We start from the raw sequence: 23,857 nt of genomic DNA on the forward strand, positions 1-23,857 counted from the left end.
AAGACCTGAAATTCCGGCATATTTTATTGGATAATCCTGTAGTTCAAGTGAAAGGAATTGATTATGATCAGGATAGGAAATGCTACAATCTCGACCGTCAAAAAGCAAATCTATTGTTTAATACGACCAAACATAGGCGCGTTGACCCAAAAAACCCACGCCGGAAGATTAACCAGAAACGAACTGCTACACTTGGTCGTATATTTAGCAGATAAGCCCCGCTCTTTCACCACGGAAGCTAGAAATGCCATAAAATACGACATCCTGACCCAGGTCAGGGATGAATATGACCAAAGCATGCGGGAGATAGCAGTGTGCGGACTGAAACTGCTCGATGGCCAAACGCTATCTTTCCCGCCAATTAAAAACAAACCTGATATTTCTTTTGGCCATCCTTCACCAATCCAGCCACCGGCCGATGATTCGGAATTATCCGGAACTGTTGTTAAGATCGAGGAATTACCAAACTCGCACCGGGTTTATTACCATCCGGAAAAGAAGTAGCTTTACAAGCAACGGTCAATAATCATCTCTTCCTTTAAACAAGGAAGATGTAAATACTCTTTCATCCCCTCAAAACAAGCGCTCGCCGGGATCATTCCGACCAGTTCCGAGCCTTCGATCTCGACTTCATATTCTTTCGCCCATTTATTGATCTCATCAAAGAGCTTTTTGAGCGAGGTTTTTTGATGATCGACGATATTCACCGAGACCTGGGTCAAGCCGCGGCTGGGTAGCTCTAAACCAAGCGCTCTAACTCCAGGCAGACCGCCGTTTTTCTCCCTGATGTTCTTGGCAATCGATTGGGCTAGATCGAGTTCTCGGCCTTTCAAGTTAACGTTAAAGGCGATCAGGAACTCTCGCGCGCCAACCGCTACCGCGCCGGCGCTTGCGTGCAAACCTGTCCCAACGTCAGGACAGCGCCGGGGAGTATTAATCTCTTGTTTAAGGGCTCGGTAGCCCCCTTTACGGACCATTGGGAGATCACGGCGTTCTTTAACCCGCGCGGCTTCTCCGTAGAAAAAGACCGGAAGCTTTAATTTTTCCCATAATTCTTTTCCTAACTCCCTGGCCAGGGCAACTGTTTCTGCCATTGAGCAATCCTTCAGAGGTATAAAGGGAATAACGTCTACTGCTCCGATATATGGGTGGACGCCGGCATGCTCGCGGATATCTAAAAGTTGGATCGCTTTCTCGGTCAGCTCAAAAGCAGCCTGCTTGATCACTTGCGGCTCCCCCCACATCGTAACAACGGAGCGATTGTGATCGGGATCGGAGTGGAGGTCTCTTACCTTGGCAGACCTAATAGCAGAAACTATTTCTTCAATAATCCCGCTATCGACCCCTTCAGAAAAATTGGGGACGCATTCGATAAGTTTAGTCACCCTGCAGCCCTTTGAGCGCCTCCTCCAGGGTGCTGTTCTCCAGGGTCTCTTTTTCGATAAGCAGTTTGGCCATCTCTTCAACCTTGACCCGGTTCTTTAAGAGAAGCGCTCTCGCCCGATCGTGGCATTCGGAAATAATCCTCTCGATTTCATGATCTATTTCATCGGCGGTCTGCTCTGAATAATCCTTCATCTCGGCAATGTCGCGACCCAAAAAGATCTGCCGGTCTTTGCGGCCAAAGGTCCGGGGGCCAAGCTTGCTCATGCCGAATTCGGTCACCATCCGTTTGGCCAGATCGGTCGATCGTTCCAGGTCGTTGTGGGCGCCAGAGCTTGGTTCGTTGAAGATCATCTCTTCGGCCACCCGCCCGCCCAGTAAAACAGTGATCTCTTCAACCGCTTGCGAACGGGTCACCAGGTATTTGTCTTCAAGCGGAAGTTGCAGGGTATAACCCAGGGCCATGCCGCGCGGCAAGATCGAGATCTTGTGGACTTTGTCTGTGTTTTTTAAGATCTGGGAAAGGACAGCATGGCCAACCTCATGATAGGCGACCCTTGATTTTTCGTTGTCGGAAATAACTTTGCTCTTTTTTTCCGGCCCGGCGATCACCCGATCGACCGCTTCTTCAACCTCCTCATTCCCAACCTCTTTTTTATCGGTCCGCGCGGCCAGGATTGCCGCTTCATTTAAAACATTCTCCAAATCGGCGCCGGAGAACCCCGGAGTCCGCCTGGCAATGATCGACAATTCAACATCATTGGCAAACGGCTTTCCTTTGGCATGGATCTTTAATATATCTTCGCGACCTTTCAGGTCGGGCTTGTCCAGCACGATCCGGCGGTCAAAGCGGCCGGGACGCAACAGTGCCGGATCAAGAATATCCGGCCGGTTGGTCGCGGCAATAACAATAGTATTTGCTTTTGGATCAAAGCCATCCATTTCGACCAGCAACTGGTTGAGGGTTTGTTCCCGCTCATCATGCCCGCCGCCAAGTCCGGCGCCGCGATGGCGGCCTACTGCGTCAATTTCGTCCATGAAAATAATCGAGGGGGTCTGTTTTTTGGCTTGTTCGAAGACTGAACGGACCCGGGAAGCACCTACCCCGACAAACATCTCGACAAAGTCTGATCCCGAGATCGAAAAGAAAGGGACCCCGGCTTCTCCGGCAATTGCCCTGGCTAAAAGAGTCTTTCCGGTTCCCGGAGGTCCCATTAACAGAAGCCCTTTGGGTATCTTTGCCCCTAATGCCTGATATTTGGCGGGATTCTTGAGAAAATCAACGATTTCTTTGAGCTCTTCTTTCGCCTCATCAACCCCGGCAACATCGGCAAAGGTAACCGTTACCTTCCCTGATTGCTGCTTGGCATTTGCCCGGCCAAAAGACATCGCCTGGCTATTGGCCCCCTGCGCCTGCCGCATAATCAGCCACCAGAGAAAAAAGAAGAAGACGATCGGAAAAAGGAGCTGAATCGCCAGGTTCCAAGCCCAGCTTGATTCGACCGGTGATTCAACCTTAATGGAAACCCCTTTTTCACGGAGCATCGGGACAAGATTTGGGTAATTGAGGGCATGGGTGCGAAAGCTGGTCTTATCTTTCAACTCACCGGTGATCACATCGCCAGAGATCGTTACCTGGCTTAGCTTCCCTTGATCCGCGCTATCTAAAAAACTGGAAAACGGCAGTTCCGCAACTTTTTTTTCCGTGCTGAAAAGAGGGGCAATTATCGCCGCTCCCAACAGGAAAACAACCAAATATGTCGCAATAACGCGCCAATTAGCCTTCATAGAAGATATTATATCATAAAACCGTCGCCAATTCGGTTATTTTTCCGCAGCCTTGACCTTATTCCAGAGGGAATCCATCTCAGCCAGGGTCATTTGGCGCGCGGCCAGATCGTCTTCGATCATGCTAAAACGGTTGATAAATTTTTTGTTCGCTCGCTGGAGGGCGTCTTCCGGATCGATCTCCAATTTGCGGGCGACATTGGCGACGGAAAAAAGAAGGTCCCCGATCTCTTCTTGAAGTTTCATTTTATTGCCTTTTTGCCTACCGCTTACCGCTTTCCCGCTTTTGCTAAGCAATTCCGCGATCTCGGCTCGCTCTTCGTCCACCTTTTCCCAGGCGCCGGCCACATCGTCCCAGTCAAAACCAACCCGGGCCGCCTTCTTCTGGACCTTATCCGCCCGAATTAGAGCAGGAAGCGATTTCGGAATACTTGCCATCATCCCGCCTTTGCCTTTGCCTTGGCCTTTGCCTTGGCCTTCGCCTTTGCCTCTCTCCCCTCTCTTAATCTTCTCCCACCGCTTCCAGACCTCTGCCTTATCCTTCGCCTTGGCCTTCCCAAAAACATGGGGGTGGCGGCGTATCATCTTTTCGGTAATCACTTTAACAACCTGGTTAATGTCAAATTTACGCTTTTGGCTGGCAAATACTGCAAGCATAACCACATGAAGCAGCATGTCTCCCAGCTCTTCACATAGGTGGTCAAAATCTTTATGGTCGATCGCCTCAATCGCCTCGTAGACTTCTTCTATTAGATATGGTTTCAGCGACTCAAAAGTCTGCTCCCTATCCCAGGGGCATTTTTGCCGTAGAATAGCCACAACTTTCACAAGTTCTTCAAATGATTGGCCGGTCTTGCTCATAACATGTTATTATACACCCTCCCACTAATTGAAAAACTATGCAAGTCCACCCCTTTATAGATCCGATAAATAAACGTATGCCATTATTTGGCATTATTTATGAAAATAACCAGAGCCGTATTAAACGGGCCAGGAATTATCCAATTAAAACGTCCCGCGGTCGGTATGACTATTGCCGCCGCGACCTCATTGGTATACGCCTGCCATGATACCGCTATTCAACTTATAAAAAGCTATGGCACGATCGGCCTAACAGCCGCTGCTGTTTTTCTCTATTCTGCCAATTTGGCGATCGATTATTTAAAAGACAAACGAAGTTTCATTCAAGAAAGGCTTGCCCCCTACCAAGCTAAGGTTGATAAATTGCGAGCTGAAATCACAACCACGATCAACAAGGCTATTGCCGACTATAAACACGAGGACGGGTTCGACTATGAAAGGACCATATTATTGGCGGAAGTTTTTCAAGCCGTTAAAAAGGGAGACATTACAAGCCAACCCGACCAGCTTCTTAGCAATATCACCAGATGGGAGTCGCAATTAAAGAATGTAGCAAAAAAACTGATCGCGGCACTTCGCCTTGAGCCCAACCAATTCACCCGTTTCCAGGCCGCTTACGATCTTATCAACAAACAACCCTATAATCTTCGCAATGGAGACCTTTTTTCTCTGCTAGAAACCGGGCAAGGCAATTGCTACTCGCGGACAAAACTCCTCCTTTCTTTGGGAGAATGTATTTATCCCCGAACCGAGATCGGTCAATGGCGATTAGCCGTGGCGGTTTATGAGGACCATATTGAGCCAGTATTATTTAGTCGGCACACGAATCAGGTCTTCTGCCCTACCAAACGGACAATTGCGGAACCATTTCACGCGCCGGTTTACGACCCGCGCTACCTGCTTTTTTCCACCCAGGAAGGAGCCGCCCAAAAAACCGAGCTCAGAAAACCAGACCCGCTTCCACGCCCTCTCCATTCAACCTGGAAAGACCTTCTTATGGATGCCGTCAGGAGTCATTTTGCGACTTCTTCGTTATCGCTTGGAAAAATCTCCCATCAACTGCCGCGCTATCAACCGGATTCTCTGCATTCGATCCGGGCAACTATAGATAGCGTACGAAGAATACAAAATAACCAGCAGTCTGAGTTTTTATTGGGAAGATGGGAGGCGCGTCTGCTGGCCACCGGAGCATTACTATTTCTCCACCATCATGCTGACTTGATCAGTAGTGATTTCGCGGACAGTGCTGCTGAATACGGCCAAACAGTTGGCTCTTGTTCTGAAACTGGCTCTCACTTCGTTATTTTCGAAAAAGAAGAGAACAACAGCGATCGCTCAAATGGGTTTGTTTTTTCGTCATGCCCCCCTTCGGAAACAAGTTTTTTATTCAGCAGCAACCAAGCTCGGCTTAAAGCTTTTACGGAACAGACCAATCGGGAATTGGCTAGCCATCGAGAAGCTGTTAAACAAGCACAAGCTCTGTTAGAAACTGACCCGGCTGAAGCCCTGATCGTTTCTCAAGAACTTACAAATACTTTATTTAAATACGACCAACTTTTTAAATATTTTTTCGAGCATGACAAAGACAGATATCTTAGTGCAAATTTTCAATCCCTAGCCAAAGCTACCAGCCGGCATGATCTTCTGGTGGTTAGAAAAGAAGCAACTCATTCCCTTTTTGGTACTTCAGCTGGAGCCGCGCGAATAAATGAACTTACAAATGAAAAGTTAACTATCCTCCTTAATGTCGCTTTTTCACAAGAAGACTTTACGGAAGCGCTCGATCTATTATCTAATTTAATAAGTATTAGCACCCCAACAGAAACAAATAATCATAAGCCTGTTCAAACAAGCCCAACTAACCCCGTCTATCGATCAAGCCCGATAGGGATTGATATTTTATCCGCCCAGGAAATGGCGGCAATTGAGGCCGCGATTCAAGCCCAGAATAAAAACAACTTTTTGGCCGCGGTAAAAGTTATAGAAAATGTCCTGGTAAAAAATTCGGTTGGAAATCAATCTCTTAGAGAATATTTATCAGAGGGCCAACTGACTGAAAATATATATGCCTATATAAACATTTTAAAACCGCTTGCCGGACTAATAAGGACAGCTTTTTCCAATCCTTATGCTAAAATATGCTTGCCGCCGGAAACCTATAATTCCTGGGCTTCGATGCTCAATAATTTGGCTCAACCAAGCCAATAATAACAAGCTTTCTTTTGGTTCCTCCTTTGCCTCGTCCTTTTCCCCTCCCCCCATGCAAGTTTTTACCCATTAAAAACGATAAATAAGTGAACGGACAAGCAAACAAAATATGACAAACAACGTGCAAGAAGAGAAAAAAAGCGGCCCAAATCTTCAGGCTTTGGGTCTAAAATCGTCGATGGAAGTCATCGACATTTTAGGCTTGCTCCGGATCGACGGTGAACCGGTCATTAAGAACGACCAGTCACTGCTTGACCCCAAGGAAAAAGCCAAAGCGGTAATTGAATATTTCGTCGACAAACACAACCTGAAGCCGGGAGAATTGCCCTATTTGGCCGCCGCGATCAAAACTGATCTAAAGAGCGGCCTCTTAGCGTGGAGAAAATAATGGTACCAATCACACCAGGCAGAGTAGGACAGGTTGACCAGCCCCAAAGACAAACGGGGGGAACGCCTCATATCAACCTGACCTCAACCGAATTAAATCGGCTTGTTTATGACGTTCGAAGCCGTCTTAACCAGGCCCAGAATGGCTTCTCAACCAGACCGGCCCCAACCGAAGAAAAAACCGCCCAGGCGACAGTTCAGGCCCCTATTACCAAGACACCGCTCAACCTTCACCCGGACATAAACAACGAACCGGCGACCTATCAACCAGCCTTCTCGCTCGCTCCCGGCGCCTCTGACCTGGAAGCGCTCGCCACCCTTGCCCCGCAATTCAGGCCCCTGGCTGTGCAACTTGTGAGAGAAAGAGCGGCATTACAAACTGGAGGACAAGCCTAATGTCTGAAGAAAAAAGCGCCCTGGAAAAACTTGAGGAATCGTTGAAAGAATTCTGGCGGCAGAGCGGCCAGGCCTCGGTCATTGCCGCCAAGCACACGGAATTTGTGATCGAGCCCAAGGTTTTTCTTGGCGACAAGCTCAACCCGGAGATCCTGAAGCTGCTTGTTTTGAATTACCTGACCCAGACCTCGCGTCAGGACTCGGGAATCGGCAACGTTGAAGTCTCCACCGACAAACTGATCATCAAGAGCCCTAAAGGGAAGCCGCTGGTCATCATTAACGACCAACGGATCGTTCAGCAGTACATTAATTCCCGGCAGTAAGCGCTTTCTCGGCTATAGCAACAATATCTTTCCCGGTATTTTTAAATACTTTAACCTTTTTATTCAGCCACTCCACCCTGATCAAATTCCCCACCGCTTTAACACTCGCTACTCCGCTACTCAATGCCTTAACCTTGAGCCGCATAACTCGTATAAGCGTTTCTAAAGGGGGTGGGACCGGCCCAAAACGGTCTTTGAACTCTTTCCTGATCTCTTCTACCCCTTCCAGCGTGGTGATCATATTTAAGCGCCGGTAAAGAGCGATCCGCTGGCGGTCGTCGGTCACATATTCCGGAGGGATCGAAGCTTCCAGCTTTAAGTCAATCTCCACCTCGCGCGGCGCGACGACCTTTTCCCCTTTCGCCTCCCTGACCGCCTCCTCTAAAAGCTCGCAATACAGGTCAAACCCGACCTCGTAGATATGCCCTGATTGCTCCGCTCCCAGCAGATTCCCCGAACCTCGGATCTCCAGGTCACGCATCGCCAGCTTGTAGCCGGAACCCAGGGCGGTAAATTCCTGTATCGCTTTCAACCTTTCAAGCGCGTGTTCGCTTAAGGACCGCTCCGGATGATAAAAAAGATACGCGTAAGCCCGGACCGGTGAGCGCCCGACCCGGCCGCGGATCTGATAGAGCTGGGAGAGGCCAAAACGGTCGGCATTGTCGATCACGATCGTGTTGACATTCGGTATGTCCAACCCCGATTCGATTATCGATGTGCAGACCAGGACATCATATTTGCGCTCCATAAATTCCTGCATCGTTTTTTCCAGCCGTTTTTCATCCATCTGGCCATGGCCGACCGCCACCCGGGCGGTGGGGAGCAATTTTTTCAATCTGTTGGCCAAGCCGGTAATTTTATCGACAGTGTTGTGGACAAAATAAACCTGCCCCCCCCGATCGATCTCCCTCCTGACCGCTTCACTTAAGACCTGGTCGGAATACGGCAAAATGTAGGTCCTGATCGGCGAGCGGTCAACCGGCGGCGTCGTGATCAAGCTGATCTCCCGCAAGCCGGCCAGCGAAAAGTAAAGCGTCCGCGGGATCGGGGTCGCCGAAAGGGTCAAGACATCCACACTTTTCTTGAGCTGTTTTAATTTCTCTTTGTGGGCAACCCCGAAGCGCTGTTCTTCATCGACGATCAGCAGCCCCAGGTCTTTGAATTTGATGTCTTTAGAAAGGAGCCGGTGGGTCCCGATAACAATATCGACTCCCCCAAATTCCAGGGCCCTGGCTACCTCTTTTTGTTCGCGGGGTGAGCGGAAACGCGAAAGCATCTCGACGACATATGGAAGGTTTTTAAACCGTTCTTTGAAATTATTAAAATGCTGCTCAACCAGGATCGTTGTCGGGGCCAGAATAGCCACCTGCTTGCCGGCACTGGCCGCTTTGGCCGCCGCCCGGATCGCGACCTCGGTCTTGCCATAGCCGACATCGCCGCAGACCAGGCGGTCCATCGGCCGGGCAACCTCCATGTCATTTTTAACGGCGCTGATCGCTTTGGCCTGGTCCGGGGTCTCTTCATAGGAAAAAGTTGCCGCCAGCTCTTTCTGCCAGATGTCGTCCGGCGGGAAAGCGATGCCCGGAAATTTTTCCCGGGCGGCATAGAGGACGGTCAGCTCCTGGGTCATATCGCGCAGTGCTTTTTTGACCCGGCTCCTGGTCTTGATCCACTCCTTGCTCCCCAGGCGGGAAAGACGGGGCCTGGCGTCGCCGCTGCCGGAATATTTTTCCACCAGGCCGATCATGGTCGGCGGGACATAAAGGAGGTCGCCGCTGGAGAACTCTATCAGCAGGTATTCCTGGGTCGCGCCGTCAAACTCCATCTTCTTCATGCCCCGGTAGACCCCGATCCCATAGTTTTCGTGAACAACGTAATCGCCATATTTAAGGTCGGAGAGGAGCTCGTCAGCCACCCCCTCTTTGACAATAGCGGCTTTTTTTCTGGTTAAATGGCGCTCGCCAAACAGTTCTTTATCGGAAAGTACCGGCAACCCGTTGATCTCGAACCCACCGTCAATTTTTCCGGCAACAACCGCTTTTCCCGGAAGCTCTTCCCGCAAACGGTGGGGATGTCGGCTAACCAATACCGCCTCTTTGGGGACCTCCGCCAGGCGGCCAAAAAAACTATCTACCTTACGAAAGAGCCCTTCTTCCCCAGGCAGAGCAAAACCCGAAAGCTCCGCCCTGGCCGCTGCTTCCAGCTCTTTGAATGAGGCCCCTTCAATTTCTCCGACGGCCCGGACCACTTCCATCCTTTCCGCCAAAACAACGAGCGAGCCGGCCGGCAGCGCCTTATAAAACTGGACCGAAGCGCTCTCCCTGGCCGGCAGGATCGACGCGGCAGCCAGTTTTTCAGTCGAGCGCTGGGAATATGGGTCAAATTGGCGGATCGATTCTACGGTATCCCCGGCAAATTCAAAACGGATCGCCCTCTCCTGATTGACTGGATATATGTCGACAATTCCGCCGCGGACACTGAATTCTCCCCGCTCGCCGACAATATCAAACCGGCGGTAGCCGAAATCGACCAGTTTTTTCAGCAAAGATTCTCTTTCGATCTCTCCTCCGACCGGAATATCCAGAGCCTGGAGACTTTTGGGTGGCTGGCAATTGGAGAGCGCCCCCCGAACAGGGGAAACAACGGTCAACCGTCGGTGCTTGCTCAGTTCGTTTAAGACCGCCAGGCGCTCCCCGGCGGTCTCGGAAAAATTATCAGCGTGAAAAAGCTCCGGGGGAGCGAAAAGGAGAGTATTTTTGCCGGCAAAAAGGTCTATCTCCTGGCGCAGGCTCTCCGCTTTTTCGATCGTCGAAGTGACAACCAGCACCACCGGAAATTCCCGGGCCAGCGCGGCCGTGACAGCGGCAAACGCGGCGCCGGGCAAACTGGAAAAACTGGTTCTTTCATCTTTCTTGAGGCGGGCAACCTGCCGTCGGAAAAGATCGCTCCCGGCGATCGCGGCTAAAACTTCGTCAAGCATTAAATTTGTTCATCGCGGAAGCCGGACCATGACTGATGATCTCAAAGACCGCGTCGGCGGCCGCCTCGACCGCCAAAGCCAGCAGTTCCTGCTGATCTTTAGTGATCTGCCCGAGGACGTAAGAGGCCACGTCTCCACTAATGGTCGGCCGGCCGATCCCAACCCTCACCCTGATGAACGAGCCCGAATTCAATGAGCTCATGACCGATTCGATCCCATGATGACCGCCGGCAGAACCGCTCTCTCTGACCCGGACCATCCCGGCCTCAAGATCAACATCGTCATAAATAACGATCATCCTGGTCGGAGGGATCTTATGCCAGGCAAGGAGCTCCTGCGCCGCCTGACCGGAGTTGTTCATGTAAGTCTGCGGCTGGGCCAGAACGACTTTGTGGTCACCGATCTGACCATCGGCCACAAAAGAGCGGTGTTTTGTTTTAAAAGAGGATATTTTCAGCCTGGCCGCTATTTCTTCAACGACCATAAAACCAAGATTATGACGGGTCCGGGCGTATTCCTCTCCCGGGTTTCCCAACCCAACGATCAAGAACATCTTTATCTCCCGATCGACATGTCGATCCCGAACCTAAGATCAGACGAAACGGTTTGCTGGGCTGCAGCTGGCTTATCTTTTAAATAAGAAACCCCAAGGATTTCAATAAAAAGCTTGACCTTTTTTAGCAGTGATTCGTTATCGGCGGTGTTGCGCCAGGGTTCGAACCTTATCCCCACCCCATAATCAGCGACATTCTGCCAATAATAGTTTTTGTTGGAATAGGTCAGATCGGCCTTGATATACGGTTCGATCCCCCGGCCAAGGTGGCGGCCGATCCTCGGCTGGAAGAAAAAGAGCCAGTCGTTATAATCGCTGACGGTAAAGCTGGTCGTCCTAAAAGACAGGTTTGCCCAGATCTCACTCCAATAGTCGTTGAGGTTCGGCTGGTCAAGGTTCCAAACATGCCAGACTTCTACACCGTAACGGGTATCGTTCTTGGGGAGCCCGGCCGCTTCCGCCACTCCGGCATTTTTTTGATATGAAGACGAAAGGGACTCGGCAAATATTTTAACATCGGGCAGCCATTCGTTGGTCCAATCGCGGGGCTTATAATCAAAAAAAGGTTTAAACCTTGCGCCCAAACCGTAAAACAATGAGTTGTCCCAATAATCGCTATTTTGCGAAGCGGTCCCGTAATAAACGGCGTATAGGTCAAAAGGTGATTCACCGATATTGAAACCAAGCTTCCCTTCGTAGCGGAGAAGAAGGGAAGAAAAATCCTGTTGTTCAATATTGGTCGTGTAATACGCCAGATCGTTCCAAAGCTCGGCGAATGGCTTGATAGAAGCAGCGGCTGAGCTTATAAAAATAAGCCCAGCCGCGATGCTAACTAATAAAACTCTCATCCTTACTCAACGATCAACGCGACATTATCAAGGTCAAAACCGACCTTCCCTTTTGATTTGGTCGCAATGCAAATAAGCTGCAACTGCAGAAGCCCTCCGGAATTGCTCATTTGCTGGGGATTCCAGATGTCATCGCCGATAGCCGGGTTTTCATCAACAAAATCGGCCAGCGGAACAACAACCCGCCGCCAGCCGCTCCAATCAACCTTGATCTCATTGGTCCATTTATCGTCGTAGAAAGGAACGTAATTATTGGTCTTGTCCTGTTCTATCTGCCAGTTGCCGTTGTCGTCATCATAAAGCTCGATCTTCAAAGAGCCGGAATCGGGGCCCAGGCCGTAAATGTCGATCTGGACGGAATTATATTTGGACAGGTCCTGCCCTTCTTTAGCCAGATATGAGCCGATCCCCCCAACGTAAAAATTGCTGGCCGAACCAGCCAGAGAAAGAGATTTCAAGCCGACCTCCAGGGCCTCTCCGTCTTTCAAAGTATCGGTTGAAACAACGTCAGCCTTAACGTCAAACACCCACCAATCACGCGGAAATTTTAAGCTCCCCGATTCATAATCATCGATCAAGAAGACTTTCTCCGCGAAGGCGGCCGGTCTTTCAACCCCGGCTTGCTTTTCCGGGGCCTTTGACTCCTCAGGCTTTGGTCCACCCATCGCAATGACCGAACCGCACAAGATGGTTAACGACAACAAACTGACAATCGCTAATGAACGCTTCATAATAAAAATAAACCTCCTAAGTTATTTAAATTCCAATATCCCCCAAACACTGGGGTCCTTGTAGAAATAAAAATCTCCATTCCAGATCAATTGTTTTTCGCGCTGACCGCTCGAGTCGGCGTCATCAAGCGCGATATCAAAATCAACTTTTCGGCCAGCGGCCGGTTTGAACCCGTTGGTAAAAAAGTCCAGCGGAATTTTCGCCTCTAGGACGTATCCATTTAATTTTGAAGCTTTACTGACTGAGATTTCACCTCCTCGCGGACTTCTTCTGCGTTGCCAATTCCAGATCTGCGGCTTTGTCGTTTTACCGTCGCCGGAGCTAAGCCCGAACTGATAATCACCCTTTCCGAAGGAATTGCGCTTCGGATCGGCCGATTCGGTCCCCAGGACCATCTCGATCGCGTCGCCGTTCCAAACATCCTGATTAACCCGCTTATTGACCAGCGGCTGCCGGTCAGTCACTTCCGCAGCCAGATAAAGATTTTGGTCGTCCCACATCAAGAAAATGCTCCCTGACAGGTCTTCCGGCCCACCCCAGTCCAACCCTTCCTTGAAAAATGAAGCGTCCTTCATAACGATCGGATAAGTCTTATCCCAATCGTTTAGATTGCCGTCGATCGTTAGCGGACATTTTGCCTGCGGCGCGAACGCGACCCGACGGACGCTCTTTTCCGATGAGATCGTTAAATTAGCCAATCCGGCCGCCGATGAGGCAAAGATCGGATCTTTCATAATGTCACGATATGCGGCTAGCGCCTGCGGGGTCGAGCCGATCCGCCAATCGGTCTCTTTCTTCAGGTCAAACCAGATAATGGCGTCAATATCACGCATACTGGTCGCCAAATATTTGGGGATCTCCCTGATCCAGGCCGCTTTGTTCCCCCCCTGCTCAGCACTGCCAAATTCGGCGACCATAATCGGCTTGTCCGGCCAAAGCATCCTGCTCTTTCTTGCCTGCTCCCTAAAAAGATATTTAAAAACCTGCCATTCGCTCCAGCTCTGGGTCGTCCCCCAGTTATAGCCGTCGATCCCGATCCAGTCAACATACTTATCGCCGGGGTAGGCTTTTTCCCAATCATTCCAGCTTTCGTTGGGATATGAATAATTCATAAAGCACCAAATAAACTTAGCTTTGTCCGCTTTTTCCCTTTTGAATATATCTACGATGTGGCGGTATGCTTTTGTATATGTTTCCGGGTTTTTTTCGTTATTAATTACTCCCCAGGGATAGCCGTCAATGTTGAATTCGTGGGCGATCCTGAGCATGATCGGCTGATCGAATTCTTTTACACCTTTGGCCCAATCGCGGATATAATCATCCCATTTACCGTCAATAATATCCTTTAAAGAAACCTTGTTATGATCGCCCCAGTACCAAGGCTCCCAAACAATGTGCGGGATCGCCCCGTATTCAGCAACTTTCTGGCAATCTTCTTTGGGAAAAGCCTGCTCCCAATCCTGGTACCACATGATCATCCCCGGCTTTTTGCCGACCTGTTTTTCGTATTGTTTAATATAGTTCATGTTGCGGGGGGCCCCTTCGCGAAAGATCCCGGTATAAACGGTTCGTTTTTCGGTCAGGCAGGTTTTATCGACCGGCGCGGAAGCGGAAACAACCATTGCCAGACTAAAAAAGCCAATAATCAAGGTCAATACTTTCCAGGAACATTTATAATTGTTCATTGTTTCCCTCCTAGCCTTTGACCGCTCCGGCGGTCAAACCGGCAACAATATATTTCTGTAGAAAGAAGAATAGCACGACCAGCGGCAGGGTCGCAACGGTCGCGGCCGCCATCATCAGGTCAAAACGGTTCTGATAATTTCCGACAAATAAACGGATGCCGACCGGAATAGTCATGGTATCGCCGTTGGTCAGGACCCAGGCGAACATCAGCTCATCCCAGGCGGTCAGGAAGATATAAATACCGGTCGCGATGATCCCGGGGATCGCCAGCGGCAGGGCGATATACCAAAAGACCTGAATTGCCGAGCAACCGTCGATCCTGGCCGACTCTTCCAGTTCTTTTGGTATTGAGGCGAAAAATCCGCGCAAGATCCAGATCGAAAATGGGGTAAAGAACGCAGCATAGATCAGGATCAACCCCCAGTATGTCCCTTTAACCGGGATCCCGGACATGATCGTAAACTTCACAAACATTATATATAGTGGGATCAAATACATGATTGCCGGGATCATCTGAGTAGCTAAGATAGTATTGCTAAAAAGGTCCGATCCCGGGAACTTGAACCGGGAAAGCCCGTATGAAGCCAGAGTTGACAAGAGCATAGCGATCACCATGGTGGCGCCGCAGATAATAAGGGAGTTTTTCAAGTAGAGCCCAAAGTTCACGTTCTTCCACATATCAACATAATTTTCCCACTGGATCTTTGGCTTGCCCTCTAGCGTTTGAGAAAGGCCGACCCGGCCAATGGCGATATCGGTCGAGCTTTTAAGCGAGGAAAAAACCATCCAGCCGATCGGCAAAAGAGTCAAAGCAAGGAACATCAACATTAAGATGTTAATGATTATATCGGTTATTCTTTTTTTCAAATAATAAGGCATTAGCGCATTTCCTCCGCCTGCTTGAAGTATTTAAACCAGACATTGACAATGCAGACCATGACGATCAAAAGGATGACCGAAGCGGCCGCCCCGGTCCCAAAGTTCCAGAGCTGGAACGAGTTGCGGAAGATGTTGGTCATCATCAGGTCTCCCCACTCGCCCGGATAACCGGCACCGAAACCAAACATCATGATAACTATGTTAAAGGAATAAGTGTTATAGATCAAACCAAAAAGTATCAGGATGAACCAGACCGGACGGAGCATCGGCCAGGTGATCATCCAGAACTTGCGCCAGGGCCCGGCGCCGTCAATGTCGGCCGCTTCGTATAGCTCTTCCGGTATCGTCTGAAGCCCGGCCAGCAGCATCAGCATCGACTGCGGCCAGTAGCGCCAGATCGTCGGGATCACGATCGCCCAAAGAGTGTTTGGCCCGGTCAGCCAGGAGGGCTTGCTGGGGAGAATATGGAGCCAATCGACCAACATGACATTGATCAATCCCCCCTCTCTTAGCCACATGATCCCCCAGAGCAGTCCGGTCACGTAAGTCGGGATGATCCAGGGGAAGAGAAAGAAAGTGCGAACCGCGCCGCGGCCAAAAAATTTCCGGTTGAGCATCAACGCGACGATCATACCGGTAGAAAGGGTCCCCAGCGTTACCAGGATCGTATAAAGAACTGTATTGCGGATCGCCTCAAAGATCCCGATCCTGACCGGGCTGTTTGGGTCGATCAGGACCTTGGAATAATTACCAAGACCAACGAACGGAGCCAGAAGATAGCGCTGAAGGGTGAATTGGTTCAGGTCAAGGAAAGACATATAAATACCCTGCAGGATCGGGACAAGGTGGAGAAAGATCATCGCCAGGGCGGTCGGGGCGATAAAATAGTAGGCAATTTTGTTTTGCTTTATTCTAGTCCAAAGACTTTTTTGCTTCCTTTTATAATTCAAAATGATCAAGACCTTTCTTTGGCCGACCGAATTAGCCTAACCTTTTGTCGCAACAGTCCGGGATTAATTTCAGTTGAAATCAATATGCCGCGCAAAACACACTTAGCGAAACATTTTATCTAAAAAATAGCTGTCTTGCAAGGTGTTTCTTGCGGCCGAGACGGAGGGGGGAGAAGAGTCGACCCGCCAATCCCGCTCCTTGTTGATGTTAAACCAATTAAACAACTTGATCCGCGGATAATTATTTTTAATTTTATTAAAGGCATCGGTGACCCAGGCCGCTTTATCCCCCCCATCTTCAGCCGAAGCGAACTCGCCGATCATCAGCGGCTTGCCCGAAAGAGCGGTCAGGGTCGAATATACTTCATTAAAAACCAGGTCGAACGACCGCCAGTCGCCCCCCCCCCAATTGTAGCCATCCATCCCCATCCAGTCGACATATTCGTCCCCAGGATAATAAGCAGCGATCGTGTTCCAGCTCTCTGCCGGAAGGTTAGCATGATTTGGGGACCAGACCATGGTCACATTGTCAGCCCCTAATGATCTTTTTATATTATATATGTATCGCCAGGCTAGTTTATATTTCTCCGGGCCGGTATCCGAGCCATTGTGGAGCCCATCCCAGGAATACCAGTTGCCGTTCATCTCGTGGCCGAAGCGGAGAAAAAAAGGCTTCCCCCAATCTTTGGCCGCTTGCAGAAAAGAACGAACATAACTCTCATAGCTGCCGGAAGCGATCGCCTCCAGGGTTCCCGCGGAATTATTAAGCCAAGGCTCCCAGGTGATCAACGGGATGCTTCCGCTGGCATCAACTTTATCGGCATCAGCTTTTGGAAACGGCTCTTCCCACGACACATACCAGAGGACAACCGCCAGGTCCCGGCCGATCAAAGATTGAAATGAAGAAATATTATCAAACCCGTTAACAAAGGCGCCGATCGCACAGCCGGAATAGTTACCTGAAACCGGGGTTAAAGGTTTAGCCACTTCTGGCCTGGCGCAAGAGGCGCAAAACAATGCCGCGATAATGGGGAAAACAAGAAAAACAAAACGCACCCTCCTAGCGGAGATGGACATTGCGGATCTCGAGCTTCGTCTCCGACGGCCCGACGATCATCACCTGGACCTTGAATGGGCGTTTAACAATGCCGAGGATCGGGAAATCAAGGCGCTTGAAAAAATCTGGGGAGAGCCCTTCCATTAAATATTCTTCTTCAAAGGAGGTAGCCGGGATCTCCTGACTGTCTTTATCGAAGACTTCAACCCGAAGACGCGACCAGGCGGCTTCTTTTTTTATATACCCCTTAACTTCCAGTTCCAGCAGTGAAGGGTTTTTGATCTCTTCCTGGACCAGCAGAACACAGCCAAGATCGGTCCCCTTGCCGGAAAGATAATAGATCTCTTGTTTTTCGGCGACCTGTTCGCCCGGTTTGCCAAAACCAGCGAAGATCGGCCTTTTACTTGTCATGCCTGAATTGTAGCACAATCAAATTCCTCTGCCAAGAATCGGGAAACGACCAAAATAAAGTGAAATTTATTCGAACTACTTACGAAATCCTTTCAGAAATCATATTCATTGAAAGGAGTTAACATGACTACAAGATCAAGTTTTCGTCCCTCCACCCTTCCCAAGAACGAGGCCGCCGGTCATATTGCCCAATGGCTGACCCATCAACGAAGTTTGATCAAACAAAACCCCCATCATCGGGTCGGTGTAGACGTCGGAATGGAAAGCGTTCGCGGCATTCACCCGACGGAAATATTATCCATGCTCCACGGAAAAGAAGCGCCCAGGACGCTTGCCGGCATGGCTCAACTGGACCTTTCCGAAGTTATCCGCGTTTTTCAATCCGAAGAAGAGAAACCGATCGGCGGCGCCGGCGGCCTGGGGATTATTGAAGAAACGATCGGTTGGACCGCAGCCCGGCACGGCGAACAGGATAATTACGGGCTGGTTTGCCTCGCTCCATTACACATAATAAGAAGGCGGCAGTCTTTCAACGGGAACCGCCAGGTCACCGAACAATATACCGTTGCACCGGAAAGAGATCCGGATTATCTTCCGCTTGGCGAGGTCAGCACCGTCACCCTGCACAAAAAAGAAGTACCGGTCCAAACCTGGCTTTACACCGGATTCCGCAATGGTGGAAATTCCCTGCTTACACTCCGCTTAAGCGTCCCCGGAGTGACCGACCGACTCTATCCTCCTTTTTATACTCAGGAAAACTTTGACCAGATGCAGGTGCTGGGCCAGGGAGGGTTCCGCCTCTGTCAAAAGCTCGGCATCATTGGAGTGGACAAGCCTTTGGCCAGTCTGGTTATCGGCCATGATGGGCACACCGCGCTCTTTAAATTCAATCTATTTCTGCACTTTTTGGATAAATTCGGTTCGCAGGAAGCGGCCTTAAAAGCGACCCGGATGCTCTGCGCCGCGACAATCCACGCGCCGCAGAACGGGACCGTTCCCCGCACGACCGGCGACATGGTCCTGGCCCATTATTCAAAAGAGCACGAAGAGATGTACGGCTACTTTGGGTCGCAGCAATTTGAGCGGACCAACGCCCTCTATGTAGAGATGCGCCTGAGCGAAATGATCGGCACGGTCTCGCCGCTCCATACCATGGTCACGGAAGCGGAAGAAAGAGCGGCCCGGCGGGCTTTTTCCAACCAGGCAAAAGAACTGCTTCCTCCAGAAATTAACAGCTCCGATCTGACCGAATTCCCCGATACCCTTGACGTCGAAAGCTGGCTTGGGATGGGCACAGCCCTAACCCTTGACAGTTTTGTTCCCGGCTGGCGGCGCAAGCCAGGGATGCTTGGCCAGCGGGAAACGATCGATTCGCTCAGCTGCAACCTGGATTTTCGCCGAGAACTGGTTGAAGCATACGATACACAAGAGAATCATTTGTTGGGATTGCTCGACGGACGGCTTGACCGACGCTTTGGCGTGGCAATTCCGGAAAACGCCCTGATCTTTGCCTCCCTGCGCCGGGCAACCGCCTATAAGATCAATCTTATTTCCGCTGTCTTGAACCAGCACGAAACCTACAGCGCAATTGGCCGGGAACTGGGAAGACCGATCTTCTGGCTCTTTGGCGGGTTAGCCCACCAGGACGACACCCAGTCGATCGACGCCCTGCAAAACCTTCTTTCCCAAATGGAAAGGATCAATGAAGGAAGCGGTCTGTTTAAAACTGATTTTCTCCACGGATATAGTTATGACCGGGCCCGGTTCATTTTCCCTGGATTACCAAAGAGAGGCTGCTGGGTAGGGAACACCAATCCATTTGATAACCGCTCGCAGGGAACGGAAGCTTTTGGTCCCAGCTATTTAAAAGCGATCATGAACGGCGTCCACATTTTGGGGACTTTTGACGGCGGAGCAGGTTGTCTGCGGCAGTACCCGACCGTCCTGAATTTTGGCCCGGTCGCTTTTGCCGGAAATACCAGCTTCCACAACGACATGTGGAACAATGAAGCGATCGTCAAACTTTCCCGATTTCTTTTAGCCAACGGCTTTATCGGGGCCTTTGAGAAAGTCTCTTCGCGTCTGCATGAAGATATGCTCCGTTTTGAATCGAGGCGCGGCGCTCACGCCCCCGGCCTGGGAGCCAGGATCGAATCAATGGCCCGGGCGATCGCCGGCTATAACGGCCGGGTCCTGATGAACAAGTACTTTGAGCAAGCGAGAAGAGGTTAAGCGCTTATTTCGTGAAAGTGAAATTATCAGAAAAAATATTCGATATATATTTAGACAGAAAGTAGGAGATAAACGATGAGTTCAATTCTAATGGTTGGGCAAACCAGACCGTCCCTGGCAAAAAGGACCCCTGCGATCAGTTACGGCAGGCGCCCTCTTCATCAGGTTATCTGGAACAGATCCGAGGAACAAAGGATCGTTCATCTTCCGACAGATTATGAATATCTTCTTCAGGGGCGCGACGGAACCCCCTGGCACCGCATGTCAGAAGAGTGGCAGGCCCAGCGGTTTGCAGACCTGGCTAAAATTCCCTGGGATACGACGGACGACGTCAGAGGACTGGTCGGCAACCCAAGATCTACCAAGATCCGCCCCGAACAGGTCTCTTTTATCGACCAGGCCGAGATCCCGACGTTAACCGCCCTTTCTGCCGAAGGAAAGCACGAACAGCTTGGGGAACTTTTGATCCGGAGCGGCCGGTTAGCCAGGATCACCGTGGCCGGCGGAGAAGCGGCCCGATTCAGAAACCCCGGAGATTTAAGGCCAAAGGCACTGATTGAAATAACTGACGAAGGCCCCCTGGCCAGCGAAACCTACTTATCGATCATGGCCCACGATCATTTGTTGACCCAGCAACGATTTCAGCCCGCAAGCCCTATTCCCTGGCTGTTATTCGTCAGCGCGACAATGCGCCAGGCGTTTGAAGATTATTTTAAACAGCACAATTATTTCGGGCTCGATCCCGACTCAGTCGCTCTTTTTGAAAATACCGCTTATGTCCCAAAGTTCCGCCGGGACGGGCGGATCGCCCTGATGGCCGATATGGACGGCGGAAATAATCAAGACGACCAGATCGCTTTTTATACGTCCGGGCACGGAGCGCTGGTCCAGGCCTACCGGGAAAACCCGGTTTTTATCCGCGGACATCGCTACGATCAGACTCCTCATGCTTTTTTGTCCCAACGTGATGTTCGCCTGATTTTTCAATCAAACATCGACAACCTGGGAGCCAGGACCAGCACCAGAGGATACAGCATTATTCTTGGACATTACGCAGCCAAAGAAGAAGAGGCAAGCGTTCGCATGCTGGTCGAACTGACCAGGCCGCTGATCGGGATCCGCCCGGACGGCAGCAAGTTTTTCTGGGACGAGGGGGGAGTCGCTCTAAAAGTTGACGGCGTGCCAACAATCGTTGACGGGAACGCCCTGGCCGAATCTGTCCTGCAGCAAACCAGGAACCCGGAAAAGCCATTCCCTTTTAATACCGCCAACGCCACCTACGGCATCGAATCAATTCCCGCCGGCGCCTCCCTCCCCGACCAAATCCAGGTCCGCAGCGGGCTCTACCAGTATGAGCACAATTTCTGGAACCTTGCCGGTATAATGGATACTACTTTTGTAGAAGTCCCTCGATTCCTTCCCGACCGACTAAACGAACTTCCTCCAACCAAGGTGGGACAGCCATTCAGCCGGCTCGCCCCTTTTACCGAAACCACCGGTCCAATTGACGGAGACAACCGGTTCATCCCGGTAAAACAATGGGGTCATCGCCGACAGGCGGCATCGCTCTTTGTTTACATCACCCGTTATAACCACGACCTCCTGCTCGACCGGGTCAAGGGGACAACCAGGGTCCTGATCGTTGACGATTCCGACAACTTCCGCGAAAACACCGCCGACCTGCTCAGGTCCGACGGCTGGACAAGCGTCACCACCGCCGGTTCCAGGGAAACGGCGCTAGCTTTGCTTGCGGAGCAGGATTTCGACCTCGTGATGCTTGACTCAATCCTGGAACCGGAAGATCAACAACAGGAAATGACCGGCGGGGTTTCCATTTTGAGAGGATTAAAAGAAAATCCGGAAGCCAGAAACCACGGAGCCCGGGTCGTTTTCTGGAGCGGACAAGAAAGCGTTGAAGCGTCAAAAGGGTTAAGCGTTTTCCAAACCCAAAGATACGAAGGCGTTGAATACGTCAAAAAAGAATCCGTTCTGCCAAACCAACTTACAGATTTCCTAGCGAAACTACTGCTGGGGGAGTAATGCCACAGCAAAAACAACATGGTAGTACAAGTAGGTAAAACCCAAAAAAGCCTTTCCCCCCCGCCGTCAACCATCTCGAGACGGCGAAGATGTTTAACCTTTGGCGACCTTAGTTTGCTAAAAAAAAGCGCTTTCGCCACTTTCGACAACCAGGGAAGGTTAAAGGGATTGAATGACCGGTTTGCCAGGCTTTTCTGCGGTCCCGTTGAACGACTGGATCAATCGGTCCTGGACAGCGCTGATTTTTCAAAGTTACTGGCAACCATTGCCGCCACCACCAATGAGGTCATTTCTCCCGCCGACCTGCTGCTGGTCCGGGACCTTAATATCGTTTTTAGGAATATCAGGGTTGGGGAAGCGGCCGACACCCCCCGTTTTTCCGGGCAGATCGTCCGCGCCTCAAGCCACAAGATCCTTTGCTACCTGTTCCAAACCGACCAGGAGAACGTCGCCAGCTCCGCCCTGACCGCCGACGAACAACTTCTGCTTGAAGCGGGGGCTTACGCCTTTGGCGCCCTGCACGCGGTCAAAACCCCTATCCTGGCGATCAGAACGCTTGCCGCTCTGCTCGGAAGAATGGCTAATGATCCGGAAGCGGTAGTTAAAAAAAGCCAGGCGATCGGCACCGAATGCGATTCCCTGCTCCGAATGGTCACCGAAACGTTTGCCATCAGCTCCGGACGGCCGGAATTCAAGCCTCTGGATATCAGACAAATACTGGAAGAGATCGTTCAGTCCAGGAAACAGCATATTGAAAACCAATTCAATCTTTGTTTAACCGGAGAGCCGGCCAAGATCCTTGGCGTTGAAGGCGGGCTGCGCAACGCTTTTGCTTCGCTGGTTGACAACGCCGTCCACGCGGTGCAGACGGCGCGGCCGGCAAGCGGCCAGGTCACGATCAGCATCCATGACGTTGCTCTGGAAGGCTGGGTCAAGATAGTTATTCAGGACAACGGCTGCGGAATCCCGGAAGAGAATAAATCAAGGATCTTTGATGTCTTCTTTACCACCAAAAAAAGCGGTTCGGGAATGGGACTGCCAACAGCTAAAAAGGTGATCGAAGATATCCATAACGGGCAATTATCCTTTACCAGTCAGCCGGGGGAAGGGACAACGTTCACGGTCCTCCTCCCCCGCCAATCATCGGTCAGGTTTCCCTCCTCTCCCTCCATTGACCTCCCCAGAAAAATCGATGATGTTAAAAAACAGGTCAAGCCGGAACACCGGCTATACGTCGGCCAATGCTTTGAGTTCATGACCCTGGAACATCTTCGGGAAAGCACCGTCACCGAACTGGTCGCGCAGGTCGACGGGCAGGTCGGCCGGCTTTTAGAATATCTAGCGACCGGCAGGCACCATCTGTCGATCAATAATTTTTCGCGCCGAACAGAGCTGGTCATCGCCGGCGATGCCGCCTCGGTCGGCCGGGCCCATTGGGAAAATGTCATTAAATACGTCTTGCACCAACTCGGGCTTGAACACGTCAAAACAATCCCGACCAGGGTCATCAAGCTCGACGGCTCCGCCTGCCGCATTTTTGAATTGAGCAGGGACGATGAAAAACTGCCGGAAACCGAGATCGCCGAACTGGAACCGCTCCTGCGGGCGCGGCTGATCCCTTTCCCGACCGCCAAAGAGCTGGAAGCCCAGGCAAATTTTATCGAGCTGGTCTACACCAGCCTGCTAAAACAGCCCGGCTTCATTTTAAGCGTTATCTTCAACCCGCAAACACTGGCAAATGCCGCCGCCTATCGGGCAGTCAGCTTCAAGCTCCGGTTCCATCCGCCCGCTCCGACCCACGAGTCATTCCTGCTCGACAAATACGGCGTGGAACAGCCCCAACCGGCAATGTTCCTTAGACATTACATTGATCAATATCTCTGGCCAGGCGAAGTCATGCTGGTCCACGAAAAGATCGAGCCGGCGAGGCTGCTGGCGCTTGGCATGGATGATTTCACCGCAAAAATCCTTTTTGCTTCCGGCTATAAATCAGCGCGTGTCGCGATCTTCCCCAGCCGAAAGGGGGGCCGGGTGATCAATGCTTTCTGTTCTTCCAACCAGGAAATTGGCGAAAGCGACACCGAGCTTTTCCTCTCCCTGAACAGAGAATGGAATTTTAACGCTAATTCATGATCGGGGGTAA

The 23,857-nt window shown here is 50.9% G+C and carries 20 protein-coding genes; 8 read left to right on the top strand and 12 right to left on the bottom strand.

Annotated elements, in window-relative coordinates; genetic code table 11:
* Window positions 1-63: 63 nt before the first annotated feature.
* Window positions 64-504, top strand: a complete 441-nt coding sequence (locus KKF06_08455) for a hypothetical protein (protein ID MBU1617784.1) — start codon at window positions 64-66, stop codon at window positions 502-504.
* Between the two features lie 2 nt (window positions 505-506).
* Here KKF06_08455 and ftcD read toward each other — a convergent pair whose 3' ends face one another.
* Genes ftcD through mazG form a run of 3 tightly spaced genes read right to left on the bottom strand, consistent with a single transcriptional unit; the run spans window position 507 to window position 4,032 of the window.
* Window positions 507-1,385 carry a glutamate formimidoyltransferase gene (gene ftcD, locus KKF06_08460; protein ID MBU1617785.1) on the bottom strand — a complete coding sequence of 293 codons (879 nt, stop codon included), beginning with the start codon at window positions 1,383-1,385 and terminating at the stop codon, window positions 507-509.
* On the bottom strand, window positions 1,378-3,171 hold the full coding sequence (gene ftsH, locus KKF06_08465) for an ATP-dependent zinc metalloprotease FtsH (GenBank protein ID MBU1617786.1): 1,794 nt from the start codon (window positions 3,169-3,171) through the stop codon (window positions 1,378-1,380). Before ftsH ends, ftcD begins: the two co-directional genes overlap by 8 nt.
* A 36-nt stretch (window positions 3,172-3,207) precedes the next feature.
* Window positions 3,208-4,032, bottom strand: a complete 825-nt coding sequence (gene mazG / locus KKF06_08470; GenBank protein ID MBU1617787.1) for a nucleoside triphosphate pyrophosphohydrolase — start codon at window positions 4,030-4,032, stop codon at window positions 3,208-3,210.
* A gap of 99 nt (window positions 4,033-4,131) precedes the next feature.
* Between mazG and KKF06_08475 the strand changes: the two genes are divergently transcribed.
* The 4 genes from KKF06_08475 (at window position 4,132) to KKF06_08490 (ending at window position 7,346) form a co-directional block, all read left to right on the top strand.
* Window positions 4,132-6,240 carry a hypothetical protein gene (locus KKF06_08475; GenBank protein MBU1617788.1) on the top strand — a complete coding sequence of 703 codons (2,109 nt, stop codon included), beginning with the start codon at window positions 4,132-4,134 and terminating at the stop codon, window positions 6,238-6,240.
* Window positions 6,241-6,349: 109 nt separating this feature from the next.
* Complete coding sequence (locus KKF06_08480; GenBank protein ID MBU1617789.1) at window positions 6,350-6,628, top strand: hypothetical protein; 279 nt, start codon at window positions 6,350-6,352, stop codon at window positions 6,626-6,628.
* Window positions 6,628-7,023, top strand: a complete 396-nt coding sequence (locus tag KKF06_08485; protein MBU1617790.1) for a hypothetical protein — start codon at window positions 6,628-6,630, stop codon at window positions 7,021-7,023. Before KKF06_08480 ends, KKF06_08485 begins: the two co-directional genes overlap by 1 nt.
* The gene (locus KKF06_08490) at window positions 7,023-7,346 is read left to right on the top strand and encodes a hypothetical protein (protein MBU1617791.1); all 324 of its coding nucleotides are present in this window, start codon (window positions 7,023-7,025) and stop codon (window positions 7,344-7,346) included. The genes KKF06_08485 and KKF06_08490 overlap by 1 nt, the downstream gene beginning before the upstream one ends.
* Here KKF06_08490 and mfd read toward each other — a convergent pair.
* The 9 genes from mfd to KKF06_08535 all read right to left on the bottom strand — a co-directional run bounded on the left by mfd (window position 7,330) and on the right by KKF06_08535 (window position 17,442).
* On the bottom strand, window positions 7,330-10,326 hold the full coding sequence (gene mfd, locus KKF06_08495) for a transcription-repair coupling factor (GenBank protein ID MBU1617792.1): 2,997 nt from the start codon (window positions 10,324-10,326) through the stop codon (window positions 7,330-7,332). The genes KKF06_08490 and mfd overlap by 17 nt on opposite strands.
* Entirely contained in the window at window positions 10,319-10,879 is a 561-nt protein-coding gene (pth, locus tag KKF06_08500; protein ID MBU1617793.1) for an aminoacyl-tRNA hydrolase, read from the bottom strand. Before pth ends, mfd begins: the two co-directional genes overlap by 8 nt.
* Window positions 10,880-10,881: 2 nt before the next feature.
* On the bottom strand, window positions 10,882-11,727 hold the full coding sequence (locus KKF06_08505; GenBank protein MBU1617794.1) for a hypothetical protein: 846 nt from the start codon (window positions 11,725-11,727) through the stop codon (window positions 10,882-10,884).
* 2 nt (window positions 11,728-11,729) lie between these two features.
* Complete coding sequence (locus KKF06_08510) at window positions 11,730-12,458, bottom strand: hypothetical protein (protein ID MBU1617795.1); 729 nt, start codon at window positions 12,456-12,458, stop codon at window positions 11,730-11,732.
* 21 nt (window positions 12,459-12,479) lie between these two features.
* On the bottom strand, window positions 12,480-14,144 hold the full coding sequence (locus KKF06_08515) for a hypothetical protein (GenBank protein MBU1617796.1): 1,665 nt from the start codon (window positions 14,142-14,144) through the stop codon (window positions 12,480-12,482).
* Window positions 14,145-14,154: 10 nt separating this feature from the next.
* Window positions 14,155-15,024 (bottom strand): carbohydrate ABC transporter permease, encoded by an 870-nt coding sequence (locus tag KKF06_08520; protein ID MBU1617797.1) that lies wholly within the window; start codon window positions 15,022-15,024, stop codon window positions 14,155-14,157.
* Window positions 15,024-15,884: a sugar ABC transporter permease gene (locus KKF06_08525; protein MBU1617798.1), complete on the bottom strand. Its 861-nt coding sequence runs from the start codon at window positions 15,882-15,884 to the stop codon at window positions 15,024-15,026. Before KKF06_08525 ends, KKF06_08520 begins: the two co-directional genes overlap by 1 nt.
* A 192-nt stretch (window positions 15,885-16,076) precedes the next feature.
* Window positions 16,077-16,961: a hypothetical protein gene (locus KKF06_08530; GenBank protein ID MBU1617799.1), complete on the bottom strand. Its 885-nt coding sequence runs from the start codon at window positions 16,959-16,961 to the stop codon at window positions 16,077-16,079.
* Window positions 16,962-17,034: 73 nt separating this feature from the next.
* On the bottom strand, window positions 17,035-17,442 hold the full coding sequence (locus KKF06_08535; protein ID MBU1617800.1) for a hypothetical protein: 408 nt from the start codon (window positions 17,440-17,442) through the stop codon (window positions 17,035-17,037).
* Window positions 17,443-17,565: 123 nt separating this feature from the next.
* Here KKF06_08535 and KKF06_08540 point away from each other — a divergent pair, with 123 nt between their 5' ends.
* The 3 genes from KKF06_08540 (at window position 17,566) to KKF06_08550 (ending at window position 23,847) form a co-directional block, all read left to right on the top strand.
* The gene (locus tag KKF06_08540; protein ID MBU1617801.1) at window positions 17,566-19,674 is read left to right on the top strand and encodes a hypothetical protein; all 2,109 of its coding nucleotides are present in this window, start codon (window positions 17,566-17,568) and stop codon (window positions 19,672-19,674) included.
* A 75-nt stretch (window positions 19,675-19,749) separates the two neighbouring features.
* Entirely contained in the window at window positions 19,750-21,714 is a 1,965-nt protein-coding gene (locus KKF06_08545) for a UTP--glucose-1-phosphate uridylyltransferase (GenBank protein ID MBU1617802.1), read from the top strand.
* A 114-nt stretch (window positions 21,715-21,828) separates the two neighbouring features.
* Window positions 21,829-23,847 carry a HAMP domain-containing histidine kinase gene (locus tag KKF06_08550; protein ID MBU1617803.1) on the top strand — a complete coding sequence of 673 codons (2,019 nt, stop codon included), beginning with the start codon at window positions 21,829-21,831 and terminating at the stop codon, window positions 23,845-23,847.
* The last annotated feature ends 10 nt before the right edge of the window (window positions 23,848-23,857 follow it).

Source organism: Candidatus Margulisiibacteriota bacterium (assembly GCA_018822365.1).
GTDB lineage: Bacteria > Margulisbacteria > WOR-1 > O2-12-FULL-45-9 > XYB2-FULL-48-7 > XYB2-FULL-45-9.